Genomic DNA, 23,244 nt, shown 5'->3' on the forward strand with positions numbered 1-23,244 from the left:
CTTATATGGGCAACCCAACGACAAAGCGTGCGCCCAGCGGGTCCGAGGTAATGTCGGCTTCGGTCGGTCGAATGTTCTCGGCCCAGATCACACCGCCATGTGCTTCGACAATCTGCTTGGAAATCGCCAGCCCAAGGCCCGAGTTATTACCGAAATGTTCGGCTGGGCGCTGTGAATAGAACCTTTTGAAGACCTTGGTCAAAGCCTGTTCAGGGATACCGGGGCCAGTGTCTTCGACCACGACCAGCACGCGGTTTTCGCGCCGCCGGACCCAGACACGGATCGCGTCGCTTTCCTCGCAAAATGAAGTCGCGTTGGTGATCAGATTGACAAACACCTGCGCCAGCCGCGCCTCGAGCCCATTGATTACAATCGGATCCGCGGGCAAGTCGGTGATATAGTCGATGCCCTTGGCCCGCGCCTCTTCGCCCAGATACTGGCTGATATTGCCGACCAGCTTCACAAGGTCAAAGGGCTGTTCTTCTTCCTTGACCAGTTCGGCATCCAGACGTGATGCGTTCGAGATATCGCTGACCAGACGATCCAGCCGACGCACGTCATGTTCAATCACGCCCATCAGTTTTTCACGCTGGTCCTCACGTGTAACCATCCGCAGCGTTCCCACCGCAGATTGAAGGCTGGCCAGCGGGTTCTTGATCTCATGCGCGACATCGGCGGCAAACTGTTCGTTCGCATCGATCCGATTGTACAGCGCAGTGACCATGCCGCGCAGCGACCGGCTTAGCAGGCCAATCTCGTCGGGGCGCGCGGTCAGGTCTGGAATACGGATTCGGCCCGGGTTCACGCCTGCCCCCCGATCCTTGCCCAATTCAGCAGCGGCGGCCAGATCGGCCAGCGGGTTCGCGATGGTCGATGCCAAAACCAGGCTAAGCCCGATCGAGACCAGCAACGCGACAACGAACATTTGCAGAATGCGCTCTTGCTCTCGCCGGGCCAGTGCGTCGATTTCACCGGATGGTCCGGCCATGGCAACGGCCCCGACGGCAGCGCCATCCTGCAGGATCGGAGCAGCGGCGACGATTACCGTTTCACCGAAGTCATCCTTGACCGCCTGCACCTTCATATGACCCTGAAGCGCTTCGGGTATTATGGACTGAACCCTTTGTGCTAGCGTTGGCGCCTCGCTGGGTTCTGAGCCCGTAAACACGCGTGACAAACCGGTCCAGACAGCATTCAGGGCGTCGCTGATCAGTGTACTGCCGGTCTGAAGTTCTGCTTCGGACATCAGCAGTTCCGATGACTGCGAGGCTGCCCCGCGCGCCCAACCGATCAGTGTTCCCCGTCCATCATAGACAAAGACCTCGCCCCCTGCGGGAAGGCTGAGGCCCTCAAGTGTATCCTTCACGTCCAGCGCGCTTGCACCCTGGGACAAATCTGACGCTTTCTGCCGCAACTGTGCTTCGAAGACGTTGCTGACCAGTTGCGCATCACCGATCAGGTTGCGGGCTGTCTGCTGAACTTGCTCTTCCCTGGAATCGTCAAGGTAAAGCAGCCCTGTCACCAGGGTCACCAGCGCGATCAGGTTGAAAGTGATGATTTTGCGGGCCAGCGGCGAGCCGCGCATTGCGAACAGGTTGCGGCGACGGCGCGATGCCCTCAGCTCGGCCGACTCGGGATCCTGCGGGATGACCCAATCATCCCCCAGAACGACATCGCCGTCCCGCAATTCGCTGGCTTGTTCGGTATCGCGCACGAGACCCGCTTACCCCTAGTATGTGGCTACGCCTATTCTTCGTTGTACCTGTACCCAATTCCGTACAGTGTTTCGATCGCCGAGAACTCCGGGTCTGCAGCGCGCATCTTTTTGCGCAGGCGTTTGATATGGCTGTCGATCGTGCGGTCATCCACATAGACCTGATCGTCATAGGCCACATCCATCAGCTGATCGCGGCTTTTGACAAAGCCCGGTCGCTGCGCCAGCGCCTGCAACAGCAGGAATTCGGTCACTGTCAAAGAAACGTCCGAACCCTTCCAGCTGACAGCATGGCGCAGGGGATCCATCCGCAGATCGCCGCGCTCCATAACCTTGGCGTCACCAGTGTTGGCCGTAGTCACATCGCCCGACGTCGCCTCTTGCCGGCGCAACAGCGCACGAATGCGCTCGACCAACAGGCGCTGAGAAAAGGGTTTCTTGACGTAGTCATCCGCACCCATCCGCAGACCAAGAACCTCATCGATCTCGTCATCCTTGGATGTCAGGAAAATCACGGGCATCTGTGTTTTCTGCCGCAGCCGCTGCAACAGGTCCATCCCGTCCATCCGCGGCATCTTTATGTCCAGAACGGCCATATCCGGCAGTTTCTTGTTGAAAGCGTCCAGCGCTGCCTGCCCATCGTTATAAGTCTCGACCTCGAACCCTTCGGCTTCGAGCGTCATAGAAACGGACGTCAGAATATTTCTGTCGTCGTCCACCAATGCAATCTTCGACATCGGGTTAACCCCTATTCCTGCTCACTCACGCAATAATTCGCTTATTAGTAAGGCATCTTTGGCGATTTTACGGCCCCGAATCAATCCGTATCTGCGATTCGTGCGATTGTTGTCACACAGCTGCGGCAAAAAAGCCGTTAATGCGCGCGTAAAAGCGCCTTGTTTTCCGGCAGGAAATCCGTGGTGGCGCTAAACTTTGACTTGGTTGCGCTAACTGGGTCAAACCGCGCTGTTCATGCCCCAAACGACCGTGATAAGACCCGCCCATCCGCCGGTTTTTCCCGGTATACTGCCCCAAGAGCGCACCCCGGCCCAACCGCCGGCGCGCCGCCACAGGAGAAGAAACGCATGACATCTGGACGGGTTAACCCGCAATTCCGCCTCGAAGATCAGGGCATCGAGGGTCTGGGCAATGTCTATTACAACTTCATGGAACCAGCGCTGATCGAAGAAGCGCTGAAGCGCGGCGAAGGCACCCTTGGCAATGGCGGAGCTTTCCTGGTCACCACCGGCAAATTCACCGGCCGTTCGCCCAAGGACAAGCACGTCGTGAAGACTGACAGCGTCGTGGACACCATCTGGTGGGAAAACAACGCCGAGATGACCCCCGAAGGGTTTGACGCCTTATATGCCGACATGCTCGAGCACATGAAGGGTCGTGACTATTTCGTGCAGGATCTCGTTGGCGGTGCCGATCCGGCCTACTCGATCAATGTGCGCATGGTCACCGAACTGGCCTGGCACAACCTGTTCATCCGCCACCTGCTGCGTCGCCCCGATCGGGAGGATCTGGAAGAGTTCGTTGCGGACTTTACCGTCATCAACTGCCCCAGCTTCCGGGCCGACCCGGCCAAGCACGGCTGCCGCAGCGAGACGGTGATTGCGCTAAATTTCGACCGCAAACTGATCCTGATCGGCGGCACCGAGTACGCGGGTGAAAATAAGAAGTCGGTCTTCACCTTGCTGAACTACATGCTGCCGGAAAAAGGCGTGATGCCGATGCACTGCTCGGCCAACCATGCCGTTGGCAATCCGGTCGACACAGCTGTCTTTTTTGGCCTGTCCGGCACCGGCAAGACCACCCTGTCGGCCGACCCATCGCGCACCCTGATCGGGGACGACGAACACGGCTGGTCGGATCGTGGGACCTTCAACTTCGAAGGCGGCTGCTATGCTAAGACCATCAACCTGAACGCCGAGGCCGAACCCGAGATCTACGCGACCACCAGCAAATTCGGCACGGTGATCGAGAACATGGTCTTTGACCCCGAAACCAAAGAGCTGGATTTCGAAGACGACTCGCTGACAGCGAACATGCGTTGCGCCTACCCGCTGGAATACATCTCGAACGCATCGAGCAGTGCGCTGGGTGGACACCCGAAGAACATCATCATGCTGACCTGTGATGCGTTCGGTGTTCTGCCTCCGATCGCACGGCTGACACCGGCGCAGGCGATGTATCACTTCCTGTCAGGCTTCACCTCGAAGGTTGCCGGCACCGAACGTGGCATCACCGAGCCTCAGCCGACATTCTCGACCTGCTTTGGCGCACCATTCATGCCGCGTCGTCCGGAAGAGTACGGCAACCTGCTGCGCGACAAGATCGCCCAGCATGGTGCGACCTGCTGGCTGGTCAACACCGGCTGGACCGGTGGTGCCTATGGCGTTGGCAGCCGGATGCCGATTCGCGCCACTCGCGCCCTGCTGACCGCCGCTCTGGAAGGATCACTGCGTGATGCTGAGTTCCGCAAGGATGCCAACTTTGGCTTTGACGTCCCTGTTTCGGTGCCTGGCGTCGCCGAAGTTTTGCTGGACCCGCGCCGCACCTGGGATGATCAGGCAGCGTTTGACAAGCAGGCTGAGAAACTGGTGCAGATGTTTGCGGAGAACTTTGAGCAATATCTGCCCTTTATTGATGATGACATCAAAGCCGTAGCAATCGGCTAAATCAAAAGGGGGCGGTCTCGCCCCCTTTTTTCTTTGCCCCAGGCGAGCAGAAACTAGGTTATCACCTTATAGTTGTATAATGCACAATGCATATACAAATACATTGCCCGACCCGTCTGATTAGAGTATTTCCGGATGTCATTATGATGAATGAGCCCGGCGCTTGCGCACCGGGCGGGAAGTAAAAAGACCTTGGGGCTACTCATGAGCGCGCACTCACATTCGCGATTTGAGCAACCTAATCAACTATCTAGTGTAATCCATCGGGGATGGGTGTCAATATGAGACGCGCCGCATATCATTGAGATTCAGCGAGCTGCTCACTTTCGCTCACGCGCGAAAGACGACAAGGAAAACAACAGGTAAAAAGAAATGACGGAAATCTCGAAACTGACCGAACTTCGCAAATTGATGCAGAGTATGGAACGGACTCTGGGCCTTGAGCAACTCTCTCCGGTTGAGCGTGACATTTATTACGCGGCCGAAGAACTGTCCAAAGCTGATCAGGAAGTCCGCACCTTCGGTCTGATCGAGCACACTCTTGTCCAAAGCGTTTCGCGTCCGACATTTTTCCGTGCGCTGAAATCGTTGGTGCAAAAGGGCTACCTGTCTCAGAGCGGCAGCGCCAATCGGGGACGGTATATCGTTCATGCGCCCAAATGATGCGCCCAACCTGCGCACTGATGGCTGAACACCGTGCGCAGATGGGCCTCTGATACTTTCTTTGCCTCATTGGCTTACGCAGTTGCATCATACCTCACCTTCGAGGTCCTGATGCCGCTTCAAAACGTGTTCTTTCCGGAATACCCAAGCCGGGCCAGTCTTCTGTTTCTACCCCATGGCGTGCGTGTGTTGGCAGCGTGGCTACTGGGTTGGCGCGCGATTTTCGCCTTGCTGCCCGGGGTCTTCATCGTTTTTGCGTTTCTGGGCGGCACCGATGTCTTTCTACCCAGCCGATTGCTGGCGATCGTCATCGCTGTAACAACTGTTCCGGCCGTTTTCTATCTGTGCAAATGGGCAGGCTGGGATCTGTTTCCCAGCCCCGACCGAAAGCCTTGCTGGTTGTGCGTCATGGGTGTGGGCGTCGTCACGTCCTTCCTTGTTTCCGCTTTGACCAACATGGCATTCGGCAGCGCAAAAGTGGAATACGTTGCCTTTTTGATCGGCGATATTTCGGGGCTGTTTTTTCTGATGCTCGGGCTGTATTACACGCTCCGTTTTGTGGACAGCAGGGGTTAACCCATCAGCCCCCGGCGGAGCAGGTTCAAACCGGCGACCAGCAGCACCATCAGCGTCACCTTACGAAACAGCGCTTGGTCGATCCGTGACTGCAATTGCATCCCAACCCACATTCCGGCTACCGCCGGCGCGATCAGAGCCGCGGAGAATGGCGCTGTGTCGGCCCTCAGAATGCCCGACCCCAGATGCGCCAGTGCCAGCGCAATTGCGCCAAGGCCGTAAATGACACCCTGAACACGCATCTGGACCGCTTTTGGAGTATTCAAAGCCGTCAGATACGCAACGGTCGGCGGTCCCCAGATGCCTGACATACCCCCAATGAAGCCTGCCACCGCCCCCATGATGATCTCGATACGGGCCGAAGGTTGTTCCAGTACAAGCTTCACCCCCAACACCTGAATCAACGCAAAAAACGCGACCGGAATGCCGATCATCAACAGAAAGGTCGACGTCGGCACCAGAGTGACCAGTTGGGCCCCCGCCAGAAGGAACACCAACCCGACGATCAGGAAAATACGAAACTGCTTGATCGATGACACAGCGGCAGGGACGCCCTGCCCCAAGGCCTGAAAGACATTGGTTACAAGTGTCGGAAGGATCAGCCCGGCAATGGCCAGCTCGGGCGGCAGGAAGATACTCAGCCCGGACACCAGCACCATCGGCATGGCAAAGCCGACTATTCCTTTGACCCAGCCCGCCAGAAAGGCAACGCCCATGGCGAACAGAAGATCGTGCAGAGTTATTATGGAAAACAATGTCATGACCCCGTGATATCACCTCTGGCGGGCGCTGCACTGCAAAAACGTCAAAGCAATTTTAGAACTTTTTCGCCACATAATACGTATTTTTGTTGCGCTGCACGTGCAGCATGATATGACCAGACGACACGAAAGAAGGACACGATTCATGGCCCATGACGGACAGGATATGACCCAGATGACGACAACCGCGATTTTGCCCGATCTTCTGACGCTGACCCGTGCGGCCGTACCCGCCGTTGAGGCAGTGTTCGAGCGCGCGCGCGAGTCGGTTCGCGGTATGGTTTCCGCAGATGGCCGGGTCTCAGGTGCCCTGATCGAGGCCAACCAGACGGCGGCCCACGGCCTGTCCTGGCTGGCCACCTACTCTCAGTCTCTGAAACAGATGCAACGCTGGGCCGAGGCGCTGGAAGCCGACGGCAAGTTTGGCGAGATCGAGCAACTGCTGCACCAGATCGCCTTTGGCGAATACCTGCATCAGGTCGCTGGCGGCATTCCCATGAATCAGGGCGAAGTCGTACGCCTTCAGGATATGGGTCTGGGCTGGGACGCTCTGTCCGGCTTCCAGATTTCCGAAATTCAAACGCTGATGGCGCAGGCCAACTCGCAGGCTGCTCGCAGCCGTCTGGTCGAGATGATGGAAGATCAGGCTGGCGCCACCATGTTCGGCGCCTCGGGTCTGGACGAAGAGCTTGAGATGATCCGCGACCAGTTCCGCCGTTATGCGGTCGAAAAGGTCGAACCTTTCGCGCACGAATGGCACCTCAAGGATGAGCTGATCCCAATGGAAGTCATCGAGGAACTGGCCGAGATGGGCGTCTTTGGCCTGACCATCCCCGAAGAATTCGGCGGTTTCGGCCTGTCCAAGGCGTCTATGTGCGTCGTGTCCGAGGAATTGTCGCGCGGCTATATCGGCGTGGGTTCATTGGGCACGCGGTCCGAGATCGCGGCCGAACTGATCATCGCAGGCGGCACCGACGAACAAAAAGCCAACTGGCTGCCGAAACTGGCCAGCGCCGAAATTCTGCCGACTGCTGTTTTCACTGAGCCAAACACCGGATCGGACCTTGGCAGCCTGCGCACCCGCGCGGTCAAGAATGCTGACGGTGATTACGAAATCACCGGCAACAAGACCTGGATCACCCACGCAGCACGGACCCATGTGATGACCCTGCTGGCACGGACAAACCCGGACACGACGGATCACCGCGGTCTGTCGATGTTTCTGGCCGAAAAAACGCCGGGCACCGATGACAACCCCTTCCCCACCCCCGGCATGACCGGCGGCGAGATCGAGGTTCTGGGCTATCGTGGCATGAAAGAATACGAGCTGGGCTTTGATGGTTTCAAAGTCAAAGGCGAAAACCTGCTGGGCGGCGAGGAAGGCAAAGGCTTCAAACAGCTGATGGAGACTTTTGAGTCCGCTCGAATCCAAACCGCCGCCCGCGCCATCGGCGTCGCCCAAAGCGCTCTGGATATCGCGATGCAATACGCGCAGGATCGCAAGCAGTTCGGCAAATCGCTGATCAAATTCCCTCGTGTGTCCGGCAAGCTGGCCATGATGGCGGTCGAAATCATGATCGCGCGTCAGCTGACCTATTTCTCGGCCTGGGAAAAGGACCACGGACAGCGCTGCGACCTTGAGGCCGGCATGGCCAAGCTGTTGGGTGCCCGCGTGGCATGGGCTGCGGCGGATAACGGTCTGCAGATCCATGGCGGCAACGGTTTCGCATTGGAATACAAGATCAGCCGCGTTCTGTGCGACGCGCGCATTCTGAACATTTTTGAGGGGGCTGCCGAAATTCAGGCACAGGTCATTGCACGGCGTTTGCTGGGCTAACCGGACTTCGGTATCCCGTTTCCCCAACTGACCCGGCCTTGTGCCGGGTCTTTCTTTTGTTGGCAGCTTTTCACGCAACCCTCCCTTCATTTTGTGCAAATACTGCCGCGACGGCTTCTGATCCCACGGTGGGGAAACTTCCCCCTTTGCTTTCGGTCCGAACCCCGTTACGCCACGCTGGGAAATAAACCGGACCCTGGGAATGGTGTGCACACAATGACCCGACTTATCTTTGCGCTTTGGACGACACTCGCAACCTTTGCCCTAGGCGGCTGCGCCACTGTTCAGCCGACCGCAGGTCTAAGCGATATTGATGCATTGGCGCTTGCGATTGAGGCTCTTGGTCCCAACGTCGATCCGGTTGAGGCGCAACAGGCCGCCACGATCGCCTACACATACTCCCAACAGCTAAAGCGGGATTGGAACGTCACCGATCCGGCGATCGTTCATAATGCCAAGGTCATTAACGGGTTCCGCGAGAAGGGTCTGTGCAATGATTGGGCGCAGGCCATGACCCGCCGCCTTCAGCAGGAAAACTTCCGAACTCTGGACGTGCACTGGGCCACCTCACCCCCGACCGCATTCCGGATCATTCACCACTCGGCGGCGATCAGCGCCAAAGGAGACGCGATGCTTGACGGCATCATCCTTGACCCATGGCGCAACAGCGGGGCGCTGTACTGGGATCTGGTGCGCGAAGACACCAGGTACAACTGGCGTCCCCGCCTGGAAGTCCGCGAAGAGCTGCTGAGCGGCGCGATACCCTACTAAAGTTCCCTTCGTGCCAGTAAACAGCTAAGACACCCATATCATGCGCCTGATCCTGACTTTGCCCCTGCTTGCCTTGTTTCAATGCGACAAGGACGAATCCGTTGCAGCCTATGGCGCGGCGGACCAAACATGGGTCCTGCAGGAAATAGATGGGCAGTCCTTTGAGGCCAGCGCTTTATTGCAATTCCCGGAGGAAGGCAAAATCGCCGGGAATGCCCCCTGTAACAGCTACAGTGGTATTTTAAACGCGCCCTATCCGTGGTTCGAGATTCAGGACCTCAGCGCCACCCGTGCCGCCTGTGCCGGGTTAGAGGCCGAGGGGTTTTACTTCGCAGCCCTCATGGCGATGACCCAATCCGAAGTGTCCGGTGACGTGCTGGTCCTGCGCAATGAAGACGGGCACGAAATGGTTTTCAAAGCCGCCGAGTGAACTGGTCCACAAACCTTGCCCGCGCTTCGGGCAAGGGATGGTGGCCCAATGACGGTGCCAGGTGGTTTTCCAGAAAATACCCAGTTGTCTTCAGGCCTGACGCAATCTCGGTATCCGGCGCAGTTCCTTGGCCGCGCAGACATGGCGGCAGGGGCAACAGTTTGTCCGCCCATTCCCCGGCCCCCTCGGCACTGACCGCGCGTCCGGTTTTTGGCGAAACATAGACCAGGCCGTCGGTGGCCCCGGTAACGGCACAAGCCGACAGGTCCAGACCGAACCCCAGCTCTTCCAGCAGCGCCAACTCCCATCGCAGGTAGGCCAGCGGCCAAATCTCGTCCTGCCCCAGCAGATCCATCAACTGTTCGGTCTGCTTGTAGATCGCAGGGTGCGGTTCACGCTCTGGCAGGCAAAAGGACAAAAGCGCTACGGCTGCGTTCAGCCCTGCCAGTGCCATCCTCCCCGAGAACGCGGCTGCAGCGCGCGAACGCAGAGGCTCGACCTGAAAGGTGCCAAGATGTTCTTCCAACCGCGCGCGCCAAAGCACATCCAGCTGCGCACCTGGTTGCAGGATCGGGGCGACCTTACGGCTGGTGCCCCCGCGCACGACGCCGGCATGTCGGCCGTGATCTTCGGTGAACACCTCGATGATCGCTGCGGTTTCACCGTGTCTGCGGGTGGTCAAAAGGATGCCGTGATCGCGCCAGTCCAAATCAGGCTCCTTTCCCCTGCGGTTCGGCCTATCAGCGCAACAGATCGCAAGGCGTGCGCATCTGCAAGGGTCCTTGAACTTAGAACCGGGCCCGGAATGCCACCCCCACTAGTGGAGCTGTCTCATAGCTCTGCCGACTAAGTTCCGTGCCATTCGCATCATCCAACGTCAGGCGCCCATCCAACTCGGCCCCCGCGAACACGTTTAGCGAGACGCCGGGATTGGGGTTGTAGCCAAAGGACAGAACCACGGGGATGCTCTTGTCTTCGCCAACTCCGTTCGGTGCCAGCCCTTCCTCGTCGAGCCGGAATCGAACTCTCTCTGACCGCGCTGACAGGGCAACGTTCATAGTGTCATTCAGCGCATAGCTGAGGGTCAGGCCCGGACCCTGCGTGGCCCCAATCCCCGAGCCGGTGTTCAGGTTCCAACGATCATTGATGTCCCAGTCGACCAGCAGCGCCGGAAAAAAGTCGACGTCGTCATCTTCGAGCTGTGAAAACGCCCCAAAGGCCGGGCCAACAGTCAGGCTTTCACTTAATTTCCAGGCGATACCGGCGAAAACGCCATAGGTTCTGCCATCTGACGCTTCGGCACCACTCTGATAGTCCCACCTGATCTGTGGCGACGCAAATACGCTCGCTTTGTTGCCCACACGAAACCGCACCGGCGCCGAGATCCGGATATCGCGGATATCCTGCCAAGGCTGGTTGTCCGCCTGACTGAAGTCGTAGTCAAACCTGCCGATGCTGGCCGACAGTCCTGCGGAGGCCCCGCCATCGAAATTGTACAACGCGGTGGTACGCAGAAAAGCGCGGCTCGCCGAAAAATCCCCGCCCTCACTCAGATTCGCGTCGCCCTGATAGGCCGCCAGCCCGTCGATCTGATACACCCAACCCAGCCGCTGTTGCGCGAATGTAGGTAGTGACATGAAGCCCAAAGCAAGAGCCGCGGAACTGCAGATTAAAGCAAGAGACTTCATCTTTTTCAACTCGATAGGGATAGCCACACACTTTCAGATAGCATTTCGCAGGGCTTGTTCAAATCAACGCAAGAACCAAAATTCTGAAATGTGTCGTCGCCGTCGCTTGCGCACCCTGTTCCAGTGGCAGAGCCTGTCGGCGGCCTTTGTGCTAAACTGCCGAAAGCCTGATATTTGCTGTTGATCGATTTGCGCGGGACACATCCTCGACACCTTTAGGAGCGCAACATGAAGAAGTCATTTTTTACGTCTCCGTCCAATTACCCAGAACCTCTGAATGTACTGGGGGACAAAATAACGGTGCTGGCGCGCCTTGAGCAGATTGGTGACTATGCCGTTACTCTGAATTATGGCCACGAAGGGAATGGGCCGCCTCCGCATACGCACCCGTGGGATGAATCCTTTTTCGTCGTGAAGGGTGAGGTACATTTCACAATCGACGGTGAGACCAGAGTCGCGACAGAGGGCACTTTGGTCCATTTTCCCGCCGGTATGGTGCACAGTTTCAAATTCGGCCCTGGAGGCGCGCAATTGCTTGAAATCAGCGGCCGCGGCTCGCATGCCGTCGAGATGTTCACCGCCCTGGACCGTGAGGTACCGGGGCCGGTTCAAGACGGAGCTAAACTGGCAGACGTCCTACGGCAAACAGGTGTTGAACTGGTCGGGTAAAGCTGTGTCCGAGCGCGGCTGTAGACCCGCCAGCGAAAGTCTCTGGCTTGACAACAGGCCGTCACCATCCTTTATTTAACAATGCTGTTAAACAGGAGGCCGCGATGCGAGGTATCACCATCACTTATACTTTCGATGGAGACGAAACCGAATGGGAGACCACGACAAGCGCTTTCATTTCGGCCATCGATTCAGATCCGGACGCTGCCGGCAAGTTCACCTATCAGGTCGCGGTCGCCGATGACGGGGTTTCCCGAATTCACTGGGGTCGCTGGGACAGCGCCGAAACGCTGGCGCATGTGCAGGCACAACCGTATTTCAAAACGTTTGCAGCGAAAGTGCGAGAATTTGCGGGCGGCGCGCCCAACGCAACCGGGCATGACGTCAAAGGCAAATCGACCGGGTGGTAGAGGTTATTCCAGCCCTTCTTCCCCCAACAGGTGCCGCCCCTGCCGGTCCTCGACCTCGACCACCCAGAGGTCAGGGTCGAAACTGCGTTGACGGGTGATGGCGTCATCCACATCTGACTCCGCGCCGCTGGACAGCTCGACCCATTTCCGCTCACCGCTCATCAGATCAAAACTGCGCTGAAACGCGACCGCCTGTCCGTCAAGAGTGTTGAGCTTAACCAGAACCGCGCCTGCCGTGTCGTCACCGTGAGCAACGACAAAAGCCGGGATTTCCTGGAATCGCAGGCGCGCCAGATAGGCATGGACCCAAAATTCAGCCGTCAGGCGGCTCATGCGTTGCCGTCTTTGAAATCCAGACCCATTTCCGAGTACCGTTCGGATTCTTCCAGCCAGTTGGGCCGGACTTTCACCTGCAGGAACAGGTGGATCTTGCGGTCGAGGAACTCTTCCAGTTCCGCCCGAGCAGCTTGGCTGACTGCCTTGATCGTTTCGCCACGTTTCCCCAGCACGATGCCTTTGTGGCCATCGCGCATGACGTAAATGACCTGATCAATCTTGGCCGAGCCGTCCTTGCGTTCTTCCCAGTTCTCAGTCTCAACGGTCAGCTGATAGGGCAATTCCTGATGCAGACGCAGGGTCAGTTTCTCGCGCGTCATCTCGGCAGCAATCATGCGCAGGGGCAAATCGGCAATCTGATCTTCGGGATACAGCCATGGGCCTTCCGGCAGTTCAGATGCCAGCCATTTACGCAAATCATCGACGCCATAGCCACGCTCGGCCGAAATCATGAAGGTTTCGGCAAACGGGTAACGCGCGTTCAGCTCACTTGTCAGGGCAAGCAACTTTTCGGACGGCACTTTGTCGATCTTGTTGATGGCCAGAGCGATGGTGCGGCCTTGGCCGATCTCTTCCAGACCTTCGAGGATGCGCTCGACCCCTTCCGTGATACCGCGATGCGCCTCGACCATCAGCACGACGACGTCGGCATCCGCAGCCCCACCCCACGCAGCGGCGACCATGGCACGGTCCAACCGGCGGCGCGGTTTGAACAGGCCGGGCGTATCGACAAAAACCAGTTGTGCATCACCCTCCATCGCCACGCCGCGAATACGCGCGCGAGTGGTCTGCACCTTGTGCGTCACGATCGAAACCTTGGCCCCCACCATGCGGTTCAGCAGGGTGGATTTGCCCGCGTTGGGCTCTCCGATCAGGGCGATAAATCCGGCGCGTGTGGTCATGTGTCTGGCGATCCTGTTTGCAAGTGCGCACCCCTATAGCAGAAAGCCCCGGCGGGCCAGAGGGTTTTGTCGCATTGCAGCCATGCAAATGCAGTGGCAAGCGGGGGCAACGCCGCGCCAATGCCAGCCAGGCGATCATTCAGATGATGAGGCACAATATGAAACGTCGGGAGTTCCTTTTAGGCGGCGGAGCCGCCGTCGGCGCGCTGGGTCTGGGCGGATTCGGAATGGCAAAAAGCGCTCAAGAACTGACGATCCAACCGGCAAGCTTTGCTCTGCGCGATACGGTCACGACCGGGATGGTCAGCCTGTCTCCGGACGCGCCTCCACCGGTTCTCTATGGCAAACAAGGCGAGGTCATGCGGCTGCCGGTGCGCAACACGCTGCCGGACTATACCGCGATGCACTGGCATGGCTTGCGTATTCCAAGCGGGATGGACGGCGTGCCCTACCTGACGCAGATGCCGATGGGTCAAGGTGAGCTGTTCGACTATGAATTCACCCCGCCAGATGCAGGCACCTTTTGGTACCATCCGCACTGCATGACGATGGAGCAGATGGCCCACGGTCTGACAGGCGTCATGGTGATTGCCGAGCCCGAGGATCCGGGCTTTGACAGCGAACAGGTGATCAATCTGCGCGATTTCCGGCTGAACGAAGAAGGAGCCTTTCTACCGGCTTACACTCAGCGTGGAGCGGCGCGGGCCGGCACCTTCGGCAACGTGCATACCGCCAACTGGTTGCAAAGTCCTGTCTACGAGCATTCGACAGGCAGTCTGGTGCGGCTACGCGTAGTCAACACAGACACAGCTCGCATCTACAAACTGCATCTTGAGGGCGGCAATGCCCGGATCATCGCGTGGGATGGACACCCGCTTGAGATCGAGGTCCCAATGCCCAGTGCCGACGAACCGCTGTTGGTTGGTCCGGGTCAGCGCGTGGATTTTGCTGTGGCGATGCCCGCAAATGAGGGCAAGGCCGTCGCGTTGATGGCCAAGCTCCCTGGTCAGCCGCACAAAGCCATGGCGCAATTGCGGTCGATTGGTGCATCAGCGGCGCGGGATTTGGAAGAATTGCGGCCTCTGCCCGTTAACCCCATCGCCAAACCCGATCTGGCCAATGCCGAAGTGCATGATTTTGTTTTTGGCTGGACACCTGAGGGGGGTGAGCCGAATAACGGGTTCTGTGGCTCGTTGGGCTACAACTTCTGGTCCATCAACCGCAAACCCTGGCCGGGTGACGCCGCGCAAGGGGTTGGACCCCTGGCAACGCTGAAAATGGGCAAAAGCTATATCCTTCGATTGCGAAACGAATCCCCCAACCTGCACCCGATCCACCTGCACGGGCTGGCTTTTGTTCCGCTGCGGTCTAACCTGCGCCAACTGCCACCGCTGGTGACAGACACAATGCTGCTTTTGAAGGACGAAGTGGCCGAAATTGCATTGGTCGCCGACAACCCGGGAGACTGGGCTTTTCATTGCCATGTGATCGAACATCAAAAGACCGGGCTGACCGGATTTATTCGGGTCGTGTAACTCAACGGTTAAAGTCTCAGCCCCCTATGGCTAAAGCTGCTAAACTGCTGCGAAAATGGGGGCTGTGAACGAACCGGCTGACAAAACTGGCAATCCGCGTAGGGTGCGTCGCCCTTAGCACCGCAGCGCTGCACATTGGTGCCGCGCTTGTGTCATTGGCATTTCTGGCGGGTACAGCCCATGCGGACGACGTCGCTTTCAAAGTAACCGACAGCGTGTCGGTCAAAGGAAAAGACATCCCTTACTCGCTATACCTTACTCCCAGCGAGATGTCTGACACCCAACTGGGGGTAGAGGCGTTTTTGGACCTCAGATCGTTGGAAAAAAACGCCGTGGACTTTTTCGAACATTCTTAAAGAAACCTGCAAACAGAAATTCGCTTTGGCCGATACCGAGACAGCTGCAGAGGGCGACGCCCTGACCGTCGACGGACAGTTTCAGGCCAAGTTCTATGCGTGCGACACAGACGATCCCAAGGTGCACTACCGGGGTGTCCTGCTGTTCGGCCAGAACGTTGACGTCGTGGTCAAAGCAGGCGCAGACGCCTAGGAGAATTGCATCCTCTTGCGTCTGGAGGATGTCGAATTGGACCTGCAGGGGTTTGTTGGCACCGTCTCCGACTGGATCGGCATCTCTGAAAATGCGCACGCGCTTATTCTGGAGAAAGGCGTCGAAGTTCTGGCCGAAAACCCGGTTTGTCCGGAACTGCCTGAGGAACTCGCCGGGCTTGACCCCAATTGCACATCCGGCGGAATACGAGAAATCGGCGCGGACGGCATCGGGACCGCACTGACCGGGTCGGTCGACACCAGTTCGACCACGTTATTGGAGCTTGTTGCATTGCTGCAGGATAAACGCGGGCTGGGGGTCAACAATTGAAGACTCACTTCATCCCATTGATCTGCGCACTTTTGTCAGTGGGCTCTAACGCGGGCGCAAAAGACGTCACGCTGGACTTTATTCAGTCCCTCACGTTGCAGGACACCGAAGCGCCCTACCAATTGACCCTTACATTGACGGATCAGGCCCCTACCCGTATCGGCATCAACGCCTTGTTGGATTTGAGCAAAATCCAGGCCGCGCTGCCCGCCGCCCTTGCCGACATCAGTTTCGCGGAGGGGTGTAATGCAGAGATCGACTTGGACACCATCGACGCAGTGTCGAACGGCCAGGAAATCTCCGTACAGGGGCGATTTGGGCTGGACACATTCAAGTGCAACCGGGCACTTGGCCAGACGCCCGAACGGCAGGAAAAAACCGTCTCATTCGCTTTGTTCCTTTCCACCACAGCTTTCGCCATCGAAAGGGATCAGTGTGTGTTCTTCGGACCGTCAGATTTGGAGCTGACCCTTGCGGATCAACGCCTGATCTCAGATGACGTGACGAAGATTCTACAGGATACCCGCGCGATCTTTCTGAAAGCCGGCGATGCAATTCTAAGCAAGACGCCGATCTGCCCGACATGCCACAGGAATTGGCGTCTTTGTCGCCCAGGTATAATAGCGGCGGCACGTTGGAAATCGGCGACGGCGGCATCGGAGTCGCGCTTACCGGATCAATCGACGTCAGCACCAAGACCATCGTCAGTGTCATGAAGGTATTACAGCGCGAAGGGGTGCCGCCACCCGCCCCCTAGTTCGCTGCGTCCAACCGTGCCAGCATGGCCTTGGCCGCCGCTTGCTCAGCCTGACGTTTGGATCCGGCCGTCGCTTGCGCTTCGGTACCATCCTGCAGACGCGCGGCAATGGTGAAGACCGGAGCATGGTCGGGGCCACTACGCCTGATCTCAACATAAGAAGGCGGTTTCTGTCCCCGCGCCTGCGCCCATTCCTGAAGCGAGGTTTTGGCATCGCGCGCGTCAGCCTCGACGTTGTGGATGCGGTCGCCCCAAAGACGCAGGATCACGTCGCGTGCGGCCTCGAAACCTGCATCGCGATATACTGCGGCAATCACCGCCTCCATCGCATCACCAAGCAAAGCTTGCTTGCGACGGCCACCCGAAAGCATCTCGGACCGGCCCAGTTTAAGCACCGCGCCCAGATCGATCTGGCGGGCCACGTCGGCACACGCCTCTTTGCGGACCAGCGCATTGAAACGGGGCGCAAGCTGCCCTTCCGAAGCTTTCTTGTCGGCCTCCAGCAGTGCAGTGGCCATGACCAGTCCCAAAACACGGTCACCCAGAAATTCCAGCCGCTGGTTGTCGGGGCGTGTCGACGACGACACCGAACCGTGGGTCAACGCGCGGACCAGCAGCTCGGGTTTGGCAAATTCATACCCAAGCCGCTGCTGGAACGCCTTTATTTCAGACGATAGTTTCAATTGACCGCCTTAAAGAAACGGTCGCCGCGCCATGTCCAGAAGAACAGCATCGACCGGCCTGCGGACGAGAACAGAATGCGATCTGCCCGCCCGATCAGGCCATCGTAGGGCACATAGCCTACACCACCAGCGGATTGCGGAAGGCGGCTGTCGCTTGAATTGTCACGGTTGTCGCCCATAAAGAAATAGTGGCCTTCCGGCACGGTATAGATGCCTGTGTTGTCTGATGCCTGATTGCCGATGTTCAGCACTTCGTAGGACACACCGTTCGGCAGGGTTTCGATCATACGCGACTTTTCACACACGCCGCCAAAGCCAACCGGTCCGTTTTCGCAACGCGGGCGCAGTCCCTGCGAGCCTTGCGGAGCAGCAATCTCGGTGAACACACCATCGGGTTTCTGCGGGACCGGAGTTCCGTTCAGGATAATCTGGCCTTCGCGTATCTGAATGCGGTCTCCGGGCAGGCCGATCAAGCGCTTGATATAGTCGCGGCCGCTGACCGGATGACGGAACACGATGACGTCGCCGCGTTCCGGTTCGCCCCCCCAGATACGGGTGTTATCGCCGCTCTGCATCCAACCACAGATATCTTCGGCGTCAATGTTCAGGCCGACGCTTGGGACGATCACGCTGGGACAGGACGCGTAGGAATAGCCATAGGCCATCTTGTTGACGAACAGGAAATCCCCGATCAGCAAAGTGGGTTTCATCGAGCCGGATGGAATCCAGAAAGGCTGAAACAGGATCGTACGGAATACGCCCGCGATCAGCAGGGCATAGACGATGGTTTTGATCGTCTCCCAAACGGCATTACCTGTTTTGGCTTCCTCGGCCATACTGCTCTCCGGTCGTTAGGTTGTTGGGGTGCTACATGCGTGTCGGGTGGGGGCGAGTCAAGGCTGAGCGGGCGCATCGTGAAGCGGGCGCGCCTCGATCACGACAAAGGCTTGGGCCCAGGGGTGGTCATCGGTCAGGGTGACATGGATGATCGCTTCATACCCTTCGGGCGTCATCTCTTTCAACCGTTCCGCCGCCCAGCCTGTTACATGCATCACCGGCTGGCCGGTTTTCAGATTGGTGACGGCCATGTCCTTCCACGCAATCCCCATGCGCAGACCGGTGCCCAACGCCTTGGAACACGCCTCTTTCGCGGCCCAGCGTTTTGCATAGGTGCCTGCGGTGTCGTGGCGCCGTTCGGCCTTGCTCTGCTCGATTTCAGTGAAGACCCGGTTGCGGAACCGGTCGCCAAACCGTTCCAGCGTGCCCTGAATGCGGTCGATATTCGCAAGATCCGTGCCGATGCCCAGTATCATGAGAGCCGTACCGTCAGAATTTTGTAGCTCGCCAGCCCAAAGAACCCGGCGAACGCAAAGTCGAACCAGCGGCGGGCGCGGCGATAAGCCCGAACCATGCGCTCGGAAGAAAACAAGAAGGCATATCCGATGAAGATCAGCAGCGAGCCCGCGTAGAGAAGACAAAAGTAGCCGAGCAACATCGCAAGGCTCGCGTCATTCGGAGCGACAATCGCGTAGATGGATCCCCAGCTCAGGATCGCCTTTGGATTGGTCAGGTGAATGGCTGCGCCTTTGGCGAAGACGGTGCGTAGCGAGCCAGTAACAGGTTTACCCAAGGCAACCTCGTCCGAGGTCATCGCCCGCCGCAACGCTTTGAACGCGAGCCATCCCAGATAAGCCACGCCGATGTAGCGGATCACCTCGAACACCCAGACATTGGCAAGCATAATTGCCGACAACCCCAGCGCGGCAGCGATGCCCCAAGCGGCAGAACCCGCGCAAATGCCCAGCGCAAAAACCAATCCTGCCTTGCGGCCTTCGTTCATCGCGGTACCCGCGATCCCCATCGTCGCCGGTCCAGGAGAGCCCCCGGCCATCAGCCAGGCAAACCAGATGGCGACAAAACCGGGCGTTATCATGCCCGCGCCTCATCCATCATCCGGCGCATTTCCTTGATCGCGGGCGTGAGGCCGCGGAAAATCGCCTCGCCGATCAAGAAGTGACCGATATTCAATTCGCGAACCTCAGGAAAGGCCGCGATCGGCTGCACCGTGTCGTAAGTCAAGCCGTGGCCTGCGTGGACCTCAAGGCCCAGAGAATGGGCAAAGGCGGACATCTCGCGCAGGGCTTCCAGTTCGCGTGCGGCCTCCTCCATGTGACCTTCAGCATGAGCATCGCAATAGGCACCAGTGTGCAATTCGATCACTTCAGCGCCGATGCGGTGTGCGGCTTCGATCTGGCGTTGATCGGCGGCGATGAAAATCGAAACACGGCAGCCGGCGTCGCGCAGGGGTGCGATGAAATGGGCCAGCTTGTTTTCTTCACGCGCGACCTCCAGTCCACCTTCGGTCGTACGCTCTTCACGTTTTTCGGGCACGATGCAGACCGCGTGCGGTTTGTGCCGCAAGGCGATTTGCTGCATCTCTGGGGTTGCCGCCATCTCAAAATTCAGAGGCACCGAAAGCACCTCCATCAAACCGTCGATATCGGCGTCCGAGATGTGGCGGCGGTCTTCGCGCAGGTGTGCGGTGATACCGTCTGCCCCGGCTTCCTCGGCCAGTTTGGCGGCCCGCAACGGGTCGGGATAGGCCCCGCCGCGCGCGTTACGCACAGTCGCCACGTGGTCGATATTCACGCCCAGACGTAGGTGGTTGTCAGACATCGCTCGAATCCTTCTTAAGCCCTTGGCCCGAGCCTAGGGTATTCGACTGCGGAACGGCAGGATTTGTTTCAGCCAAGCGTTTGATTTCTTCAAACTTTGCCTTGATCTTGTCGCGGCGGCGCTGTTGATAAGTGCGGATCAGCGGCAGGCTGAGGTAGTAACAGATCGCCCCCGCAAGCAGGCCGGGCAGAATGCCGCCGATCAGGTAGGGAAAGAACACCTCGTCGTAAAACACGTCCAACCCGCGCCAATCGGCAACGCGGTCGGTGAAAAGGGCAAAGAAGTTGTTCTTGAGGTCACCCAGCGCGTCGACGAAGTTATCCATCAGGCCCTTGGTTTCTTCCTTTTCAAAACTGTCGCCCAAAAGGAAATGGCCGGTTTGCAGGCAGACAACCCCAATCGGAACATAGGTCAGCGGATTGCCAAAGAACGTCCCGCTGAGCGCGGCCAATATGTTGCCGTTGATCAGGCGCGCAAAAATCGCGGCGAAAAGAAAATGCAGGCCGTAGAATGGCGTAAAGGCCGTGAACACCCCGGCCCCGACCCCGCGCGCGATGCGTTCGGGAGAGTCCGGCAACCTGCGGACGCGGTGTTTGACGTAGTGAAAGGCACGCGTCCATCCCCCCTTGGGATAGACAAACTCAGACGCGATCTGGACAGGCGAGCGTCGATCTCGGCGCTTGAAAACCACTCCTGATCACCCCTTCTCAGCCAGCCGCAACGGCGGTTTTGGTCCTGTCCCGATAGCGTTCGACCGCGGCAACATCGCTTTCTGCCTCCAACATCAGCATCAGTGAATGCAGCTGTTCCAGGTCGCGCAGTTCAACACTGACCAGAAGACGGTAAAAATCCGGTTTGCGGTCCACGAATTCAAGGTTCGAGATATTGGCCTTTTTCTCACCGATCAATGTGCAAATGCGCCCCAGTACCCCAGCGTCATTGCCAATAGTGACGTCCAGGGTGGCCCCGTAGACGGCCGGGTGCGTGCCCGAGTGCCAATGCAGGTCGACCCAACGCTCAGGTTCGCTTTCGAATTCGGTCAGGCGATCACAATCGATGGCATGCACCACAACGCCCTTGCCGCGGTACGTGATGCCGACGATCCGTTCACCCGGCAATGGCTGACAGCATGGGGCGCGGTCGAATTTCTGGCCGGGCTCTAGGCCAATCACCGCGCGGCGCGGCGAAATGGCGTCGCCCTCGTCCTGCGTAAGCTCAGGATAGACCGCGCTGACAACGTCGTGCGCCGTCAGTTCGGCGCTGCCCAATCGCGCCAGCAACTCGTGCCGGTCCTTCAGGCGCAGGTGTTTGGCGGCCGTATCCAGCGCCTTTTCGGTGGCCTTGCGGCCGACATGTTCAAACCCTGAGCGCGCGAGTTCCTTGCCCAGCTTGATAAAGCGTTCGCGGTCCACCTCGCGCAGCGCTCTTCTGATGGCCGTGCGCGCTTTGCCGGTGACTGCGATCTCAAGCCATGTGACCTGTGGCGTCTGACCATCGGCGGTGATGATGTCCACCGATTGCCCGTTCTTAATCCGGGTCCACAGCGGGACACGGATGCCATCCACCTTGGCCCCGACACAGGCGTGACCAATGCGGGTGTGAATGGCGTAGGCAAAATCAATCGGCGTCGCACCGCGCGGCAGCTTGACTACATCGCCTTTGGGCGTGAAGCAGAACACCTGGTCCGAATACATTTCAAGCTTGACGGCTTCGAGGAAGTCCTCGTGATCGTCCTCGCTGTCAAATTGCTCGGTAAGGTTTGCAATCCATTTGGCCGGATCGACCGCAAAGGGGTTTTCCGAGCGGACGCCGTCACGATAGGACCAGTGCGCCGCAACGCCGGTTTCAGCCACATCGTGCATCTGGCGGGTACGGATCTGCACCTCGACCCGCTTACCATCACGTCCTGAGACCGTTGTATGGATCGAGCGATAGCCGTTCGATTTCGGCTGGCTGATGTAATCCTTGAACCGACCCGGCACCGCGCGCCATCGCTGATGGATTGCTCCGAGCGTACGGTAACAATCTTCTTCAGACTGCGTGATAATGCGGAAGCCGTAGATGTCGGACAGGCGCGAGAAGCCCTGATCCTTTTCCTGCATCTTGCGCCAGATCGAATATGGTTTCTTAGCACGGCCGAAAACTTCGGCTTCAATACCCGCCTTTTCCAGTTCATGGCGCATATCGCCGGTAATCCGGTGGATCACATCCCCGGTTTCGCGCTGCAGGGTAATGAAACGGCGGATGATCGACTGGCGACCTTCGGGGTTCAGGACACGGAAGGCGAGGTCTTCCAATTCCTCACGCATCCACTGCATACCCATGCGGCCCGCAAGCGGCGCGTAGATGTCCATCGTCTCACGCGCTTTGACGATCTGCTTTTCCGGCCGCATCGCCTTGATGGTGCGCATGTTATGCAGACGGTCAGCCAACTTGACCAGAATGACCCGCAGGTCCTTGGACATGGCCATGAACAGCTTGCGGAAATTCTCGGCCTGCTTGGTTTCGCGACTGGAAAGCTGCAGGTTGGTCAGCTTGGTGACGCCATCAACGAGTTTGGCGACCTCTTCCCCAAACAGCTCGGACACTTTGCCGTAGTTGGCCTTGGTGTCTTCGATCGTGTCGTGCAACAGGGCCGTAATGATGGTCGCATCATCCAGACGCTGTTCGGTCAGGATGGCGGCAACGGCAACGGGGTGGGTGAAATAGGGTTCGCCGGAATGGCGGAACTGACCCTCGTGCATCTGCTTGCCGAACTCATAGGCTCGGGCGATGCGGTCAGCATTCGTCTTTGGATTGTAGTTGCGGACCAACGCAATCAGGTCGTCTGCAGAAATCATCCGGTCCGCACCTTCATCTTTGGGGATTACCCCTGGCCTTGAGCCTCCATCAGAGCGCGCAGCAACTTCTCTTCCGACATATCGTCATCGGCAGGTTTGTCCGATTCCGCACCCATCAGCAGCGCCATCTGATCTTCTTCCGGCTCGTCGACCTCGATCTGAGTCTGGTTAGCCTCGATCAGGCGCTCGCGCAGTTCGTCCGCGCTCTGGGTTTCGTCGGCGATTTCGCGCAGCGATACGACAGGGTTCTTGTCGTTGTCGCGGTCAACGGTGATCGCCGCACCAGCGGAAATCTCGCGCGCACGATGGGCGGCAAGCATCACCAGTTCAAACCGGTTAGGAACCTTGTCTACGCAATCTTCAACCGTCACGCGGGCCATTGGGCGCTCTCCGTTACTGAATCCATGTCAGGAAGAGGTTTATCTAAGGGCGA

At 58.3% G+C, this 23,244-nt stretch carries 27 protein-coding genes; 12 read left to right on the forward strand and 15 right to left on the reverse strand.

Going from position 1 to position 23,244, the window contains the following annotated elements; translation table 11 throughout:
• Position 1: 1 nt before the first annotated feature.
• On the reverse strand, positions 2-1,714 hold the full coding sequence (locus tag ACR0J0_RS19375) for a sensor histidine kinase (protein WP_480665664.1): 1,713 nt from the start codon (positions 1,712-1,714) through the stop codon (positions 2-4).
• Positions 1,715-1,746: 32 nt separating this feature from the next.
• Entirely contained in the window at positions 1,747-2,451 is a 705-nt protein-coding gene (locus ACR0J0_RS19380; RefSeq protein ID WP_480665665.1) for a response regulator transcription factor, read from the reverse strand.
• A 348-nt stretch (positions 2,452-2,799) separates the two neighbouring features.
• Here ACR0J0_RS19380 and ACR0J0_RS19385 point away from each other — a divergent pair, with 348 nt between their 5' ends.
• The 3 genes from ACR0J0_RS19385 to ACR0J0_RS19395 all read left to right on the forward strand — a co-directional run bounded on the left by ACR0J0_RS19385 (position 2,800) and on the right by ACR0J0_RS19395 (position 5,637).
• Positions 2,800-4,398, forward strand: coding sequence for a phosphoenolpyruvate carboxykinase (locus ACR0J0_RS19385; protein WP_480665666.1), 1,599 nt, complete (start codon positions 2,800-2,802; stop codon positions 4,396-4,398).
• 372 nt (positions 4,399-4,770) lie between these two features.
• Positions 4,771-5,061 carry a hypothetical protein gene (locus tag ACR0J0_RS19390; RefSeq protein ID WP_170764026.1) on the forward strand — a complete coding sequence of 97 codons (291 nt, stop codon included), beginning with the start codon at positions 4,771-4,773 and terminating at the stop codon, positions 5,059-5,061.
• 111 nt (positions 5,062-5,172) lie between these two features.
• A complete protein-coding gene (locus tag ACR0J0_RS19395; RefSeq protein WP_480665667.1) occupies positions 5,173-5,637 on the forward strand; it encodes a hypothetical protein in 465 nt (154 codons plus the stop codon).
• Here the strand turns inward: ACR0J0_RS19395 and ACR0J0_RS19400 are convergent.
• The gene (locus tag ACR0J0_RS19400; protein ID WP_480665668.1) at positions 5,634-6,398 is read right to left on the reverse strand and encodes a sulfite exporter TauE/SafE family protein; all 765 of its coding nucleotides are present in this window, start codon (positions 6,396-6,398) and stop codon (positions 5,634-5,636) included. The genes ACR0J0_RS19395 and ACR0J0_RS19400 overlap by 4 nt on opposite strands.
• Positions 6,399-6,543: 145 nt before the next feature.
• Between ACR0J0_RS19400 and ACR0J0_RS19405 the strand changes: the two genes are divergently transcribed.
• The 3 genes from ACR0J0_RS19405 (at position 6,544) to ACR0J0_RS19415 (ending at position 9,436) form a co-directional block, all read left to right on the forward strand.
• The gene (locus ACR0J0_RS19405; protein WP_480665669.1) at positions 6,544-8,235 is read left to right on the forward strand and encodes an acyl-CoA dehydrogenase family protein; all 1,692 of its coding nucleotides are present in this window, start codon (positions 6,544-6,546) and stop codon (positions 8,233-8,235) included.
• Positions 8,236-8,451: 216 nt separating this feature from the next.
• Positions 8,452-9,006, forward strand: coding sequence for a hypothetical protein (locus tag ACR0J0_RS19410; RefSeq protein WP_480665670.1), 555 nt, complete (start codon positions 8,452-8,454; stop codon positions 9,004-9,006).
• A 37-nt stretch (positions 9,007-9,043) separates the two neighbouring features.
• Complete coding sequence (locus tag ACR0J0_RS19415; RefSeq protein WP_480665746.1) at positions 9,044-9,436, forward strand: META domain-containing protein; 393 nt, start codon at positions 9,044-9,046, stop codon at positions 9,434-9,436.
• On the opposite strand, the gene recO is transcribed toward ACR0J0_RS19415, so the two are convergent.
• Together recO and ACR0J0_RS19425 are read right to left on the reverse strand one after the other, a co-directional pair.
• Complete coding sequence (recO, locus tag ACR0J0_RS19420) at positions 9,420-10,145, reverse strand: DNA repair protein RecO (RefSeq protein ID WP_480665671.1); 726 nt, start codon at positions 10,143-10,145, stop codon at positions 9,420-9,422. The two genes, ACR0J0_RS19415 and recO, sit on opposite strands and share 17 nt — an antisense overlap.
• A gap of 79 nt (positions 10,146-10,224) precedes the next feature.
• The gene (locus ACR0J0_RS19425) at positions 10,225-11,073 is read right to left on the reverse strand and encodes a hypothetical protein (protein ID WP_480665672.1); all 849 of its coding nucleotides are present in this window, start codon (positions 11,071-11,073) and stop codon (positions 10,225-10,227) included.
• A 279-nt stretch (positions 11,074-11,352) separates the two neighbouring features.
• Between ACR0J0_RS19425 and ACR0J0_RS19430 the strand changes: the two genes are divergently transcribed.
• Positions 11,353-11,793, forward strand: a complete 441-nt coding sequence (locus tag ACR0J0_RS19430) for a cupin domain-containing protein (RefSeq protein ID WP_480665673.1) — start codon at positions 11,353-11,355, stop codon at positions 11,791-11,793.
• 104 nt (positions 11,794-11,897) lie between these two features.
• Positions 11,898-12,203 carry a hypothetical protein gene (locus tag ACR0J0_RS19435; protein ID WP_480665674.1) on the forward strand — a complete coding sequence of 102 codons (306 nt, stop codon included), beginning with the start codon at positions 11,898-11,900 and terminating at the stop codon, positions 12,201-12,203.
• Between the two features lie 3 nt (positions 12,204-12,206).
• Here ACR0J0_RS19435 and ACR0J0_RS19440 read toward each other — a convergent pair whose 3' ends face one another.
• Positions 12,207-12,536, reverse strand: coding sequence for a DUF1491 family protein (locus ACR0J0_RS19440; protein WP_480665675.1), 330 nt, complete (start codon positions 12,534-12,536; stop codon positions 12,207-12,209).
• Positions 12,533-13,441: a GTPase Era gene (gene era, locus ACR0J0_RS19445; RefSeq protein ID WP_480665676.1), complete on the reverse strand. Its 909-nt coding sequence runs from the start codon at positions 13,439-13,441 to the stop codon at positions 12,533-12,535. Before era ends, ACR0J0_RS19440 begins: the two co-directional genes overlap by 4 nt.
• 158 nt (positions 13,442-13,599) lie before the next feature.
• On the opposite strand from era, the gene ACR0J0_RS19450 reads away from it, so the two are divergent.
• The 4 genes from ACR0J0_RS19450 to ACR0J0_RS19465 all read left to right on the forward strand — a co-directional run bounded on the left by ACR0J0_RS19450 (position 13,600) and on the right by ACR0J0_RS19465 (position 16,571).
• The gene (locus ACR0J0_RS19450) at positions 13,600-14,976 is read left to right on the forward strand and encodes a multicopper oxidase family protein (protein WP_480665677.1); all 1,377 of its coding nucleotides are present in this window, start codon (positions 13,600-13,602) and stop codon (positions 14,974-14,976) included.
• Between the two features lie 381 nt (positions 14,977-15,357).
• Positions 15,358-15,525 (forward strand): hypothetical protein, encoded by a 168-nt coding sequence (locus ACR0J0_RS19455; protein WP_480665678.1) that lies wholly within the window; start codon positions 15,358-15,360, stop codon positions 15,523-15,525.
• 15 nt (positions 15,526-15,540) lie between these two features.
• The gene (locus ACR0J0_RS19460) at positions 15,541-15,855 is read left to right on the forward strand and encodes a hypothetical protein (protein ID WP_480665679.1); all 315 of its coding nucleotides are present in this window, start codon (positions 15,541-15,543) and stop codon (positions 15,853-15,855) included.
• Positions 15,852-16,571 carry a hypothetical protein gene (locus ACR0J0_RS19465; RefSeq protein ID WP_480665680.1) on the forward strand — a complete coding sequence of 240 codons (720 nt, stop codon included), beginning with the start codon at positions 15,852-15,854 and terminating at the stop codon, positions 16,569-16,571. Before ACR0J0_RS19460 ends, ACR0J0_RS19465 begins: the two co-directional genes overlap by 4 nt.
• A gap of 37 nt (positions 16,572-16,608) precedes the next feature.
• On the opposite strand, the gene rnc is transcribed toward ACR0J0_RS19465, so the two are convergent.
• The 8 genes from rnc to rpoZ are packed head-to-tail and all read right to left on the reverse strand — an operon-like array spanning position 16,609 to position 23,191.
• Positions 16,609-17,295 (reverse strand): ribonuclease III, encoded by a 687-nt coding sequence (gene rnc, locus ACR0J0_RS19470; RefSeq protein ID WP_480665681.1) that lies wholly within the window; start codon positions 17,293-17,295, stop codon positions 16,609-16,611.
• Positions 17,292-18,131 (reverse strand): signal peptidase I, encoded by an 840-nt coding sequence (gene lepB, locus ACR0J0_RS19475; RefSeq protein ID WP_480665682.1) that lies wholly within the window; start codon positions 18,129-18,131, stop codon positions 17,292-17,294. Before lepB ends, rnc begins: the two co-directional genes overlap by 4 nt.
• Before the next feature lie 57 nt (positions 18,132-18,188).
• Positions 18,189-18,608, reverse strand: coding sequence for a holo-ACP synthase (gene acpS, locus ACR0J0_RS19480; RefSeq protein WP_480665683.1), 420 nt, complete (start codon positions 18,606-18,608; stop codon positions 18,189-18,191).
• Positions 18,605-19,228 carry a LysE family translocator gene (locus tag ACR0J0_RS19485; protein ID WP_480665684.1) on the reverse strand — a complete coding sequence of 208 codons (624 nt, stop codon included), beginning with the start codon at positions 19,226-19,228 and terminating at the stop codon, positions 18,605-18,607. Before ACR0J0_RS19485 ends, acpS begins: the two co-directional genes overlap by 4 nt.
• Positions 19,225-19,971 (reverse strand): pyridoxine 5'-phosphate synthase, encoded by a 747-nt coding sequence (locus tag ACR0J0_RS19490; protein WP_480665685.1) that lies wholly within the window; start codon positions 19,969-19,971, stop codon positions 19,225-19,227. The genes ACR0J0_RS19485 and ACR0J0_RS19490 overlap by 4 nt, the downstream gene beginning before the upstream one ends.
• Complete coding sequence (locus ACR0J0_RS19495) at positions 19,964-20,662, reverse strand: DUF2062 domain-containing protein (RefSeq protein ID WP_480665686.1); 699 nt, start codon at positions 20,660-20,662, stop codon at positions 19,964-19,966. Before ACR0J0_RS19495 ends, ACR0J0_RS19490 begins: the two co-directional genes overlap by 8 nt.
• Before the next feature lie 16 nt (positions 20,663-20,678).
• On the reverse strand, positions 20,679-22,811 hold the full coding sequence (locus tag ACR0J0_RS19500; RefSeq protein ID WP_480665687.1) for a RelA/SpoT family protein: 2,133 nt from the start codon (positions 22,809-22,811) through the stop codon (positions 20,679-20,681).
• A gap of 26 nt (positions 22,812-22,837) precedes the next feature.
• On the reverse strand, positions 22,838-23,191 hold the full coding sequence (rpoZ, locus tag ACR0J0_RS19505) for a DNA-directed RNA polymerase subunit omega (RefSeq protein ID WP_155142277.1): 354 nt from the start codon (positions 23,189-23,191) through the stop codon (positions 22,838-22,840).
• Positions 23,192-23,244: the final 53 nt, after the last annotated feature.

The organism is Ruegeria sp. BF12 (genome assembly GCF_056538705.1).

Excerpts from the sequence above, each read along its gene's own strand:
- ACR0J0_RS19380 (WP_480665665.1), bottom strand. The coding sequence starts at position 2,451 with ATGTCGAAGATTGCATTGGTGGACGACGACAGAAATATTCTGACGTCC.
- ACR0J0_RS19385 (WP_480665666.1), top strand. The coding sequence starts at position 2,800 with ATGACATCTGGACGGGTTAACCCGCAATTCCGCCTCGAAGATCAGGGC.
- ACR0J0_RS19390 (WP_170764026.1), top strand. The coding sequence starts at position 4,771 with ATGACGGAAATCTCGAAACTGACCGAACTTCGCAAATTGATGCAGAGT.
- ACR0J0_RS19395 (WP_480665667.1), top strand. The coding sequence starts at position 5,173 with ATGCCGCTTCAAAACGTGTTCTTTCCGGAATACCCAAGCCGGGCCAGT.
- ACR0J0_RS19400 (WP_480665668.1), bottom strand. The coding sequence starts at position 6,398 with ATGACATTGTTTTCCATAATAACTCTGCACGATCTTCTGTTCGCCATG.
- ACR0J0_RS19405 (WP_480665669.1), top strand. The coding sequence starts at position 6,544 with ATGGCCCATGACGGACAGGATATGACCCAGATGACGACAACCGCGATT.
- ACR0J0_RS19410 (WP_480665670.1), top strand. The coding sequence starts at position 8,452 with ATGACCCGACTTATCTTTGCGCTTTGGACGACACTCGCAACCTTTGCC.
- ACR0J0_RS19425 (WP_480665672.1), bottom strand. The coding sequence starts at position 11,073 with ATGTCACTACCTACATTCGCGCAACAGCGGCTGGGTTGGGTGTATCAG.
- ACR0J0_RS19430 (WP_480665673.1), top strand. The coding sequence starts at position 11,353 with ATGAAGAAGTCATTTTTTACGTCTCCGTCCAATTACCCAGAACCTCTG.
- ACR0J0_RS19435 (WP_480665674.1), top strand. The coding sequence starts at position 11,898 with ATGCGAGGTATCACCATCACTTATACTTTCGATGGAGACGAAACCGAA.
- ACR0J0_RS19440 (WP_480665675.1), bottom strand. The coding sequence starts at position 12,536 with ATGAGCCGCCTGACGGCTGAATTTTGGGTCCATGCCTATCTGGCGCGC.
- era (WP_480665676.1), bottom strand. The coding sequence starts at position 13,441 with ATGACCACACGCGCCGGATTTATCGCCCTGATCGGAGAGCCCAACGCG.
- ACR0J0_RS19450 (WP_480665677.1), top strand. The coding sequence starts at position 13,600 with ATGAAACGTCGGGAGTTCCTTTTAGGCGGCGGAGCCGCCGTCGGCGCG.
- lepB (WP_480665682.1), bottom strand. The coding sequence starts at position 18,131 with ATGGCCGAGGAAGCCAAAACAGGTAATGCCGTTTGGGAGACGATCAAA.
- acpS (WP_480665683.1), bottom strand. The coding sequence starts at position 18,608 with ATGATACTGGGCATCGGCACGGATCTTGCGAATATCGACCGCATTCAG.
- ACR0J0_RS19485 (WP_480665684.1), bottom strand. The coding sequence starts at position 19,228 with ATGATAACGCCCGGTTTTGTCGCCATCTGGTTTGCCTGGCTGATGGCC.
- ACR0J0_RS19490 (WP_480665685.1), bottom strand. The coding sequence starts at position 19,971 with ATGTCTGACAACCACCTACGTCTGGGCGTGAATATCGACCACGTGGCG.
- ACR0J0_RS19500 (WP_480665687.1), bottom strand. The coding sequence starts at position 22,811 with ATGATTTCTGCAGACGACCTGATTGCGTTGGTCCGCAACTACAATCCA.
- rpoZ (WP_155142277.1), bottom strand. The coding sequence starts at position 23,191 with ATGGCCCGCGTGACGGTTGAAGATTGCGTAGACAAGGTTCCTAACCGG.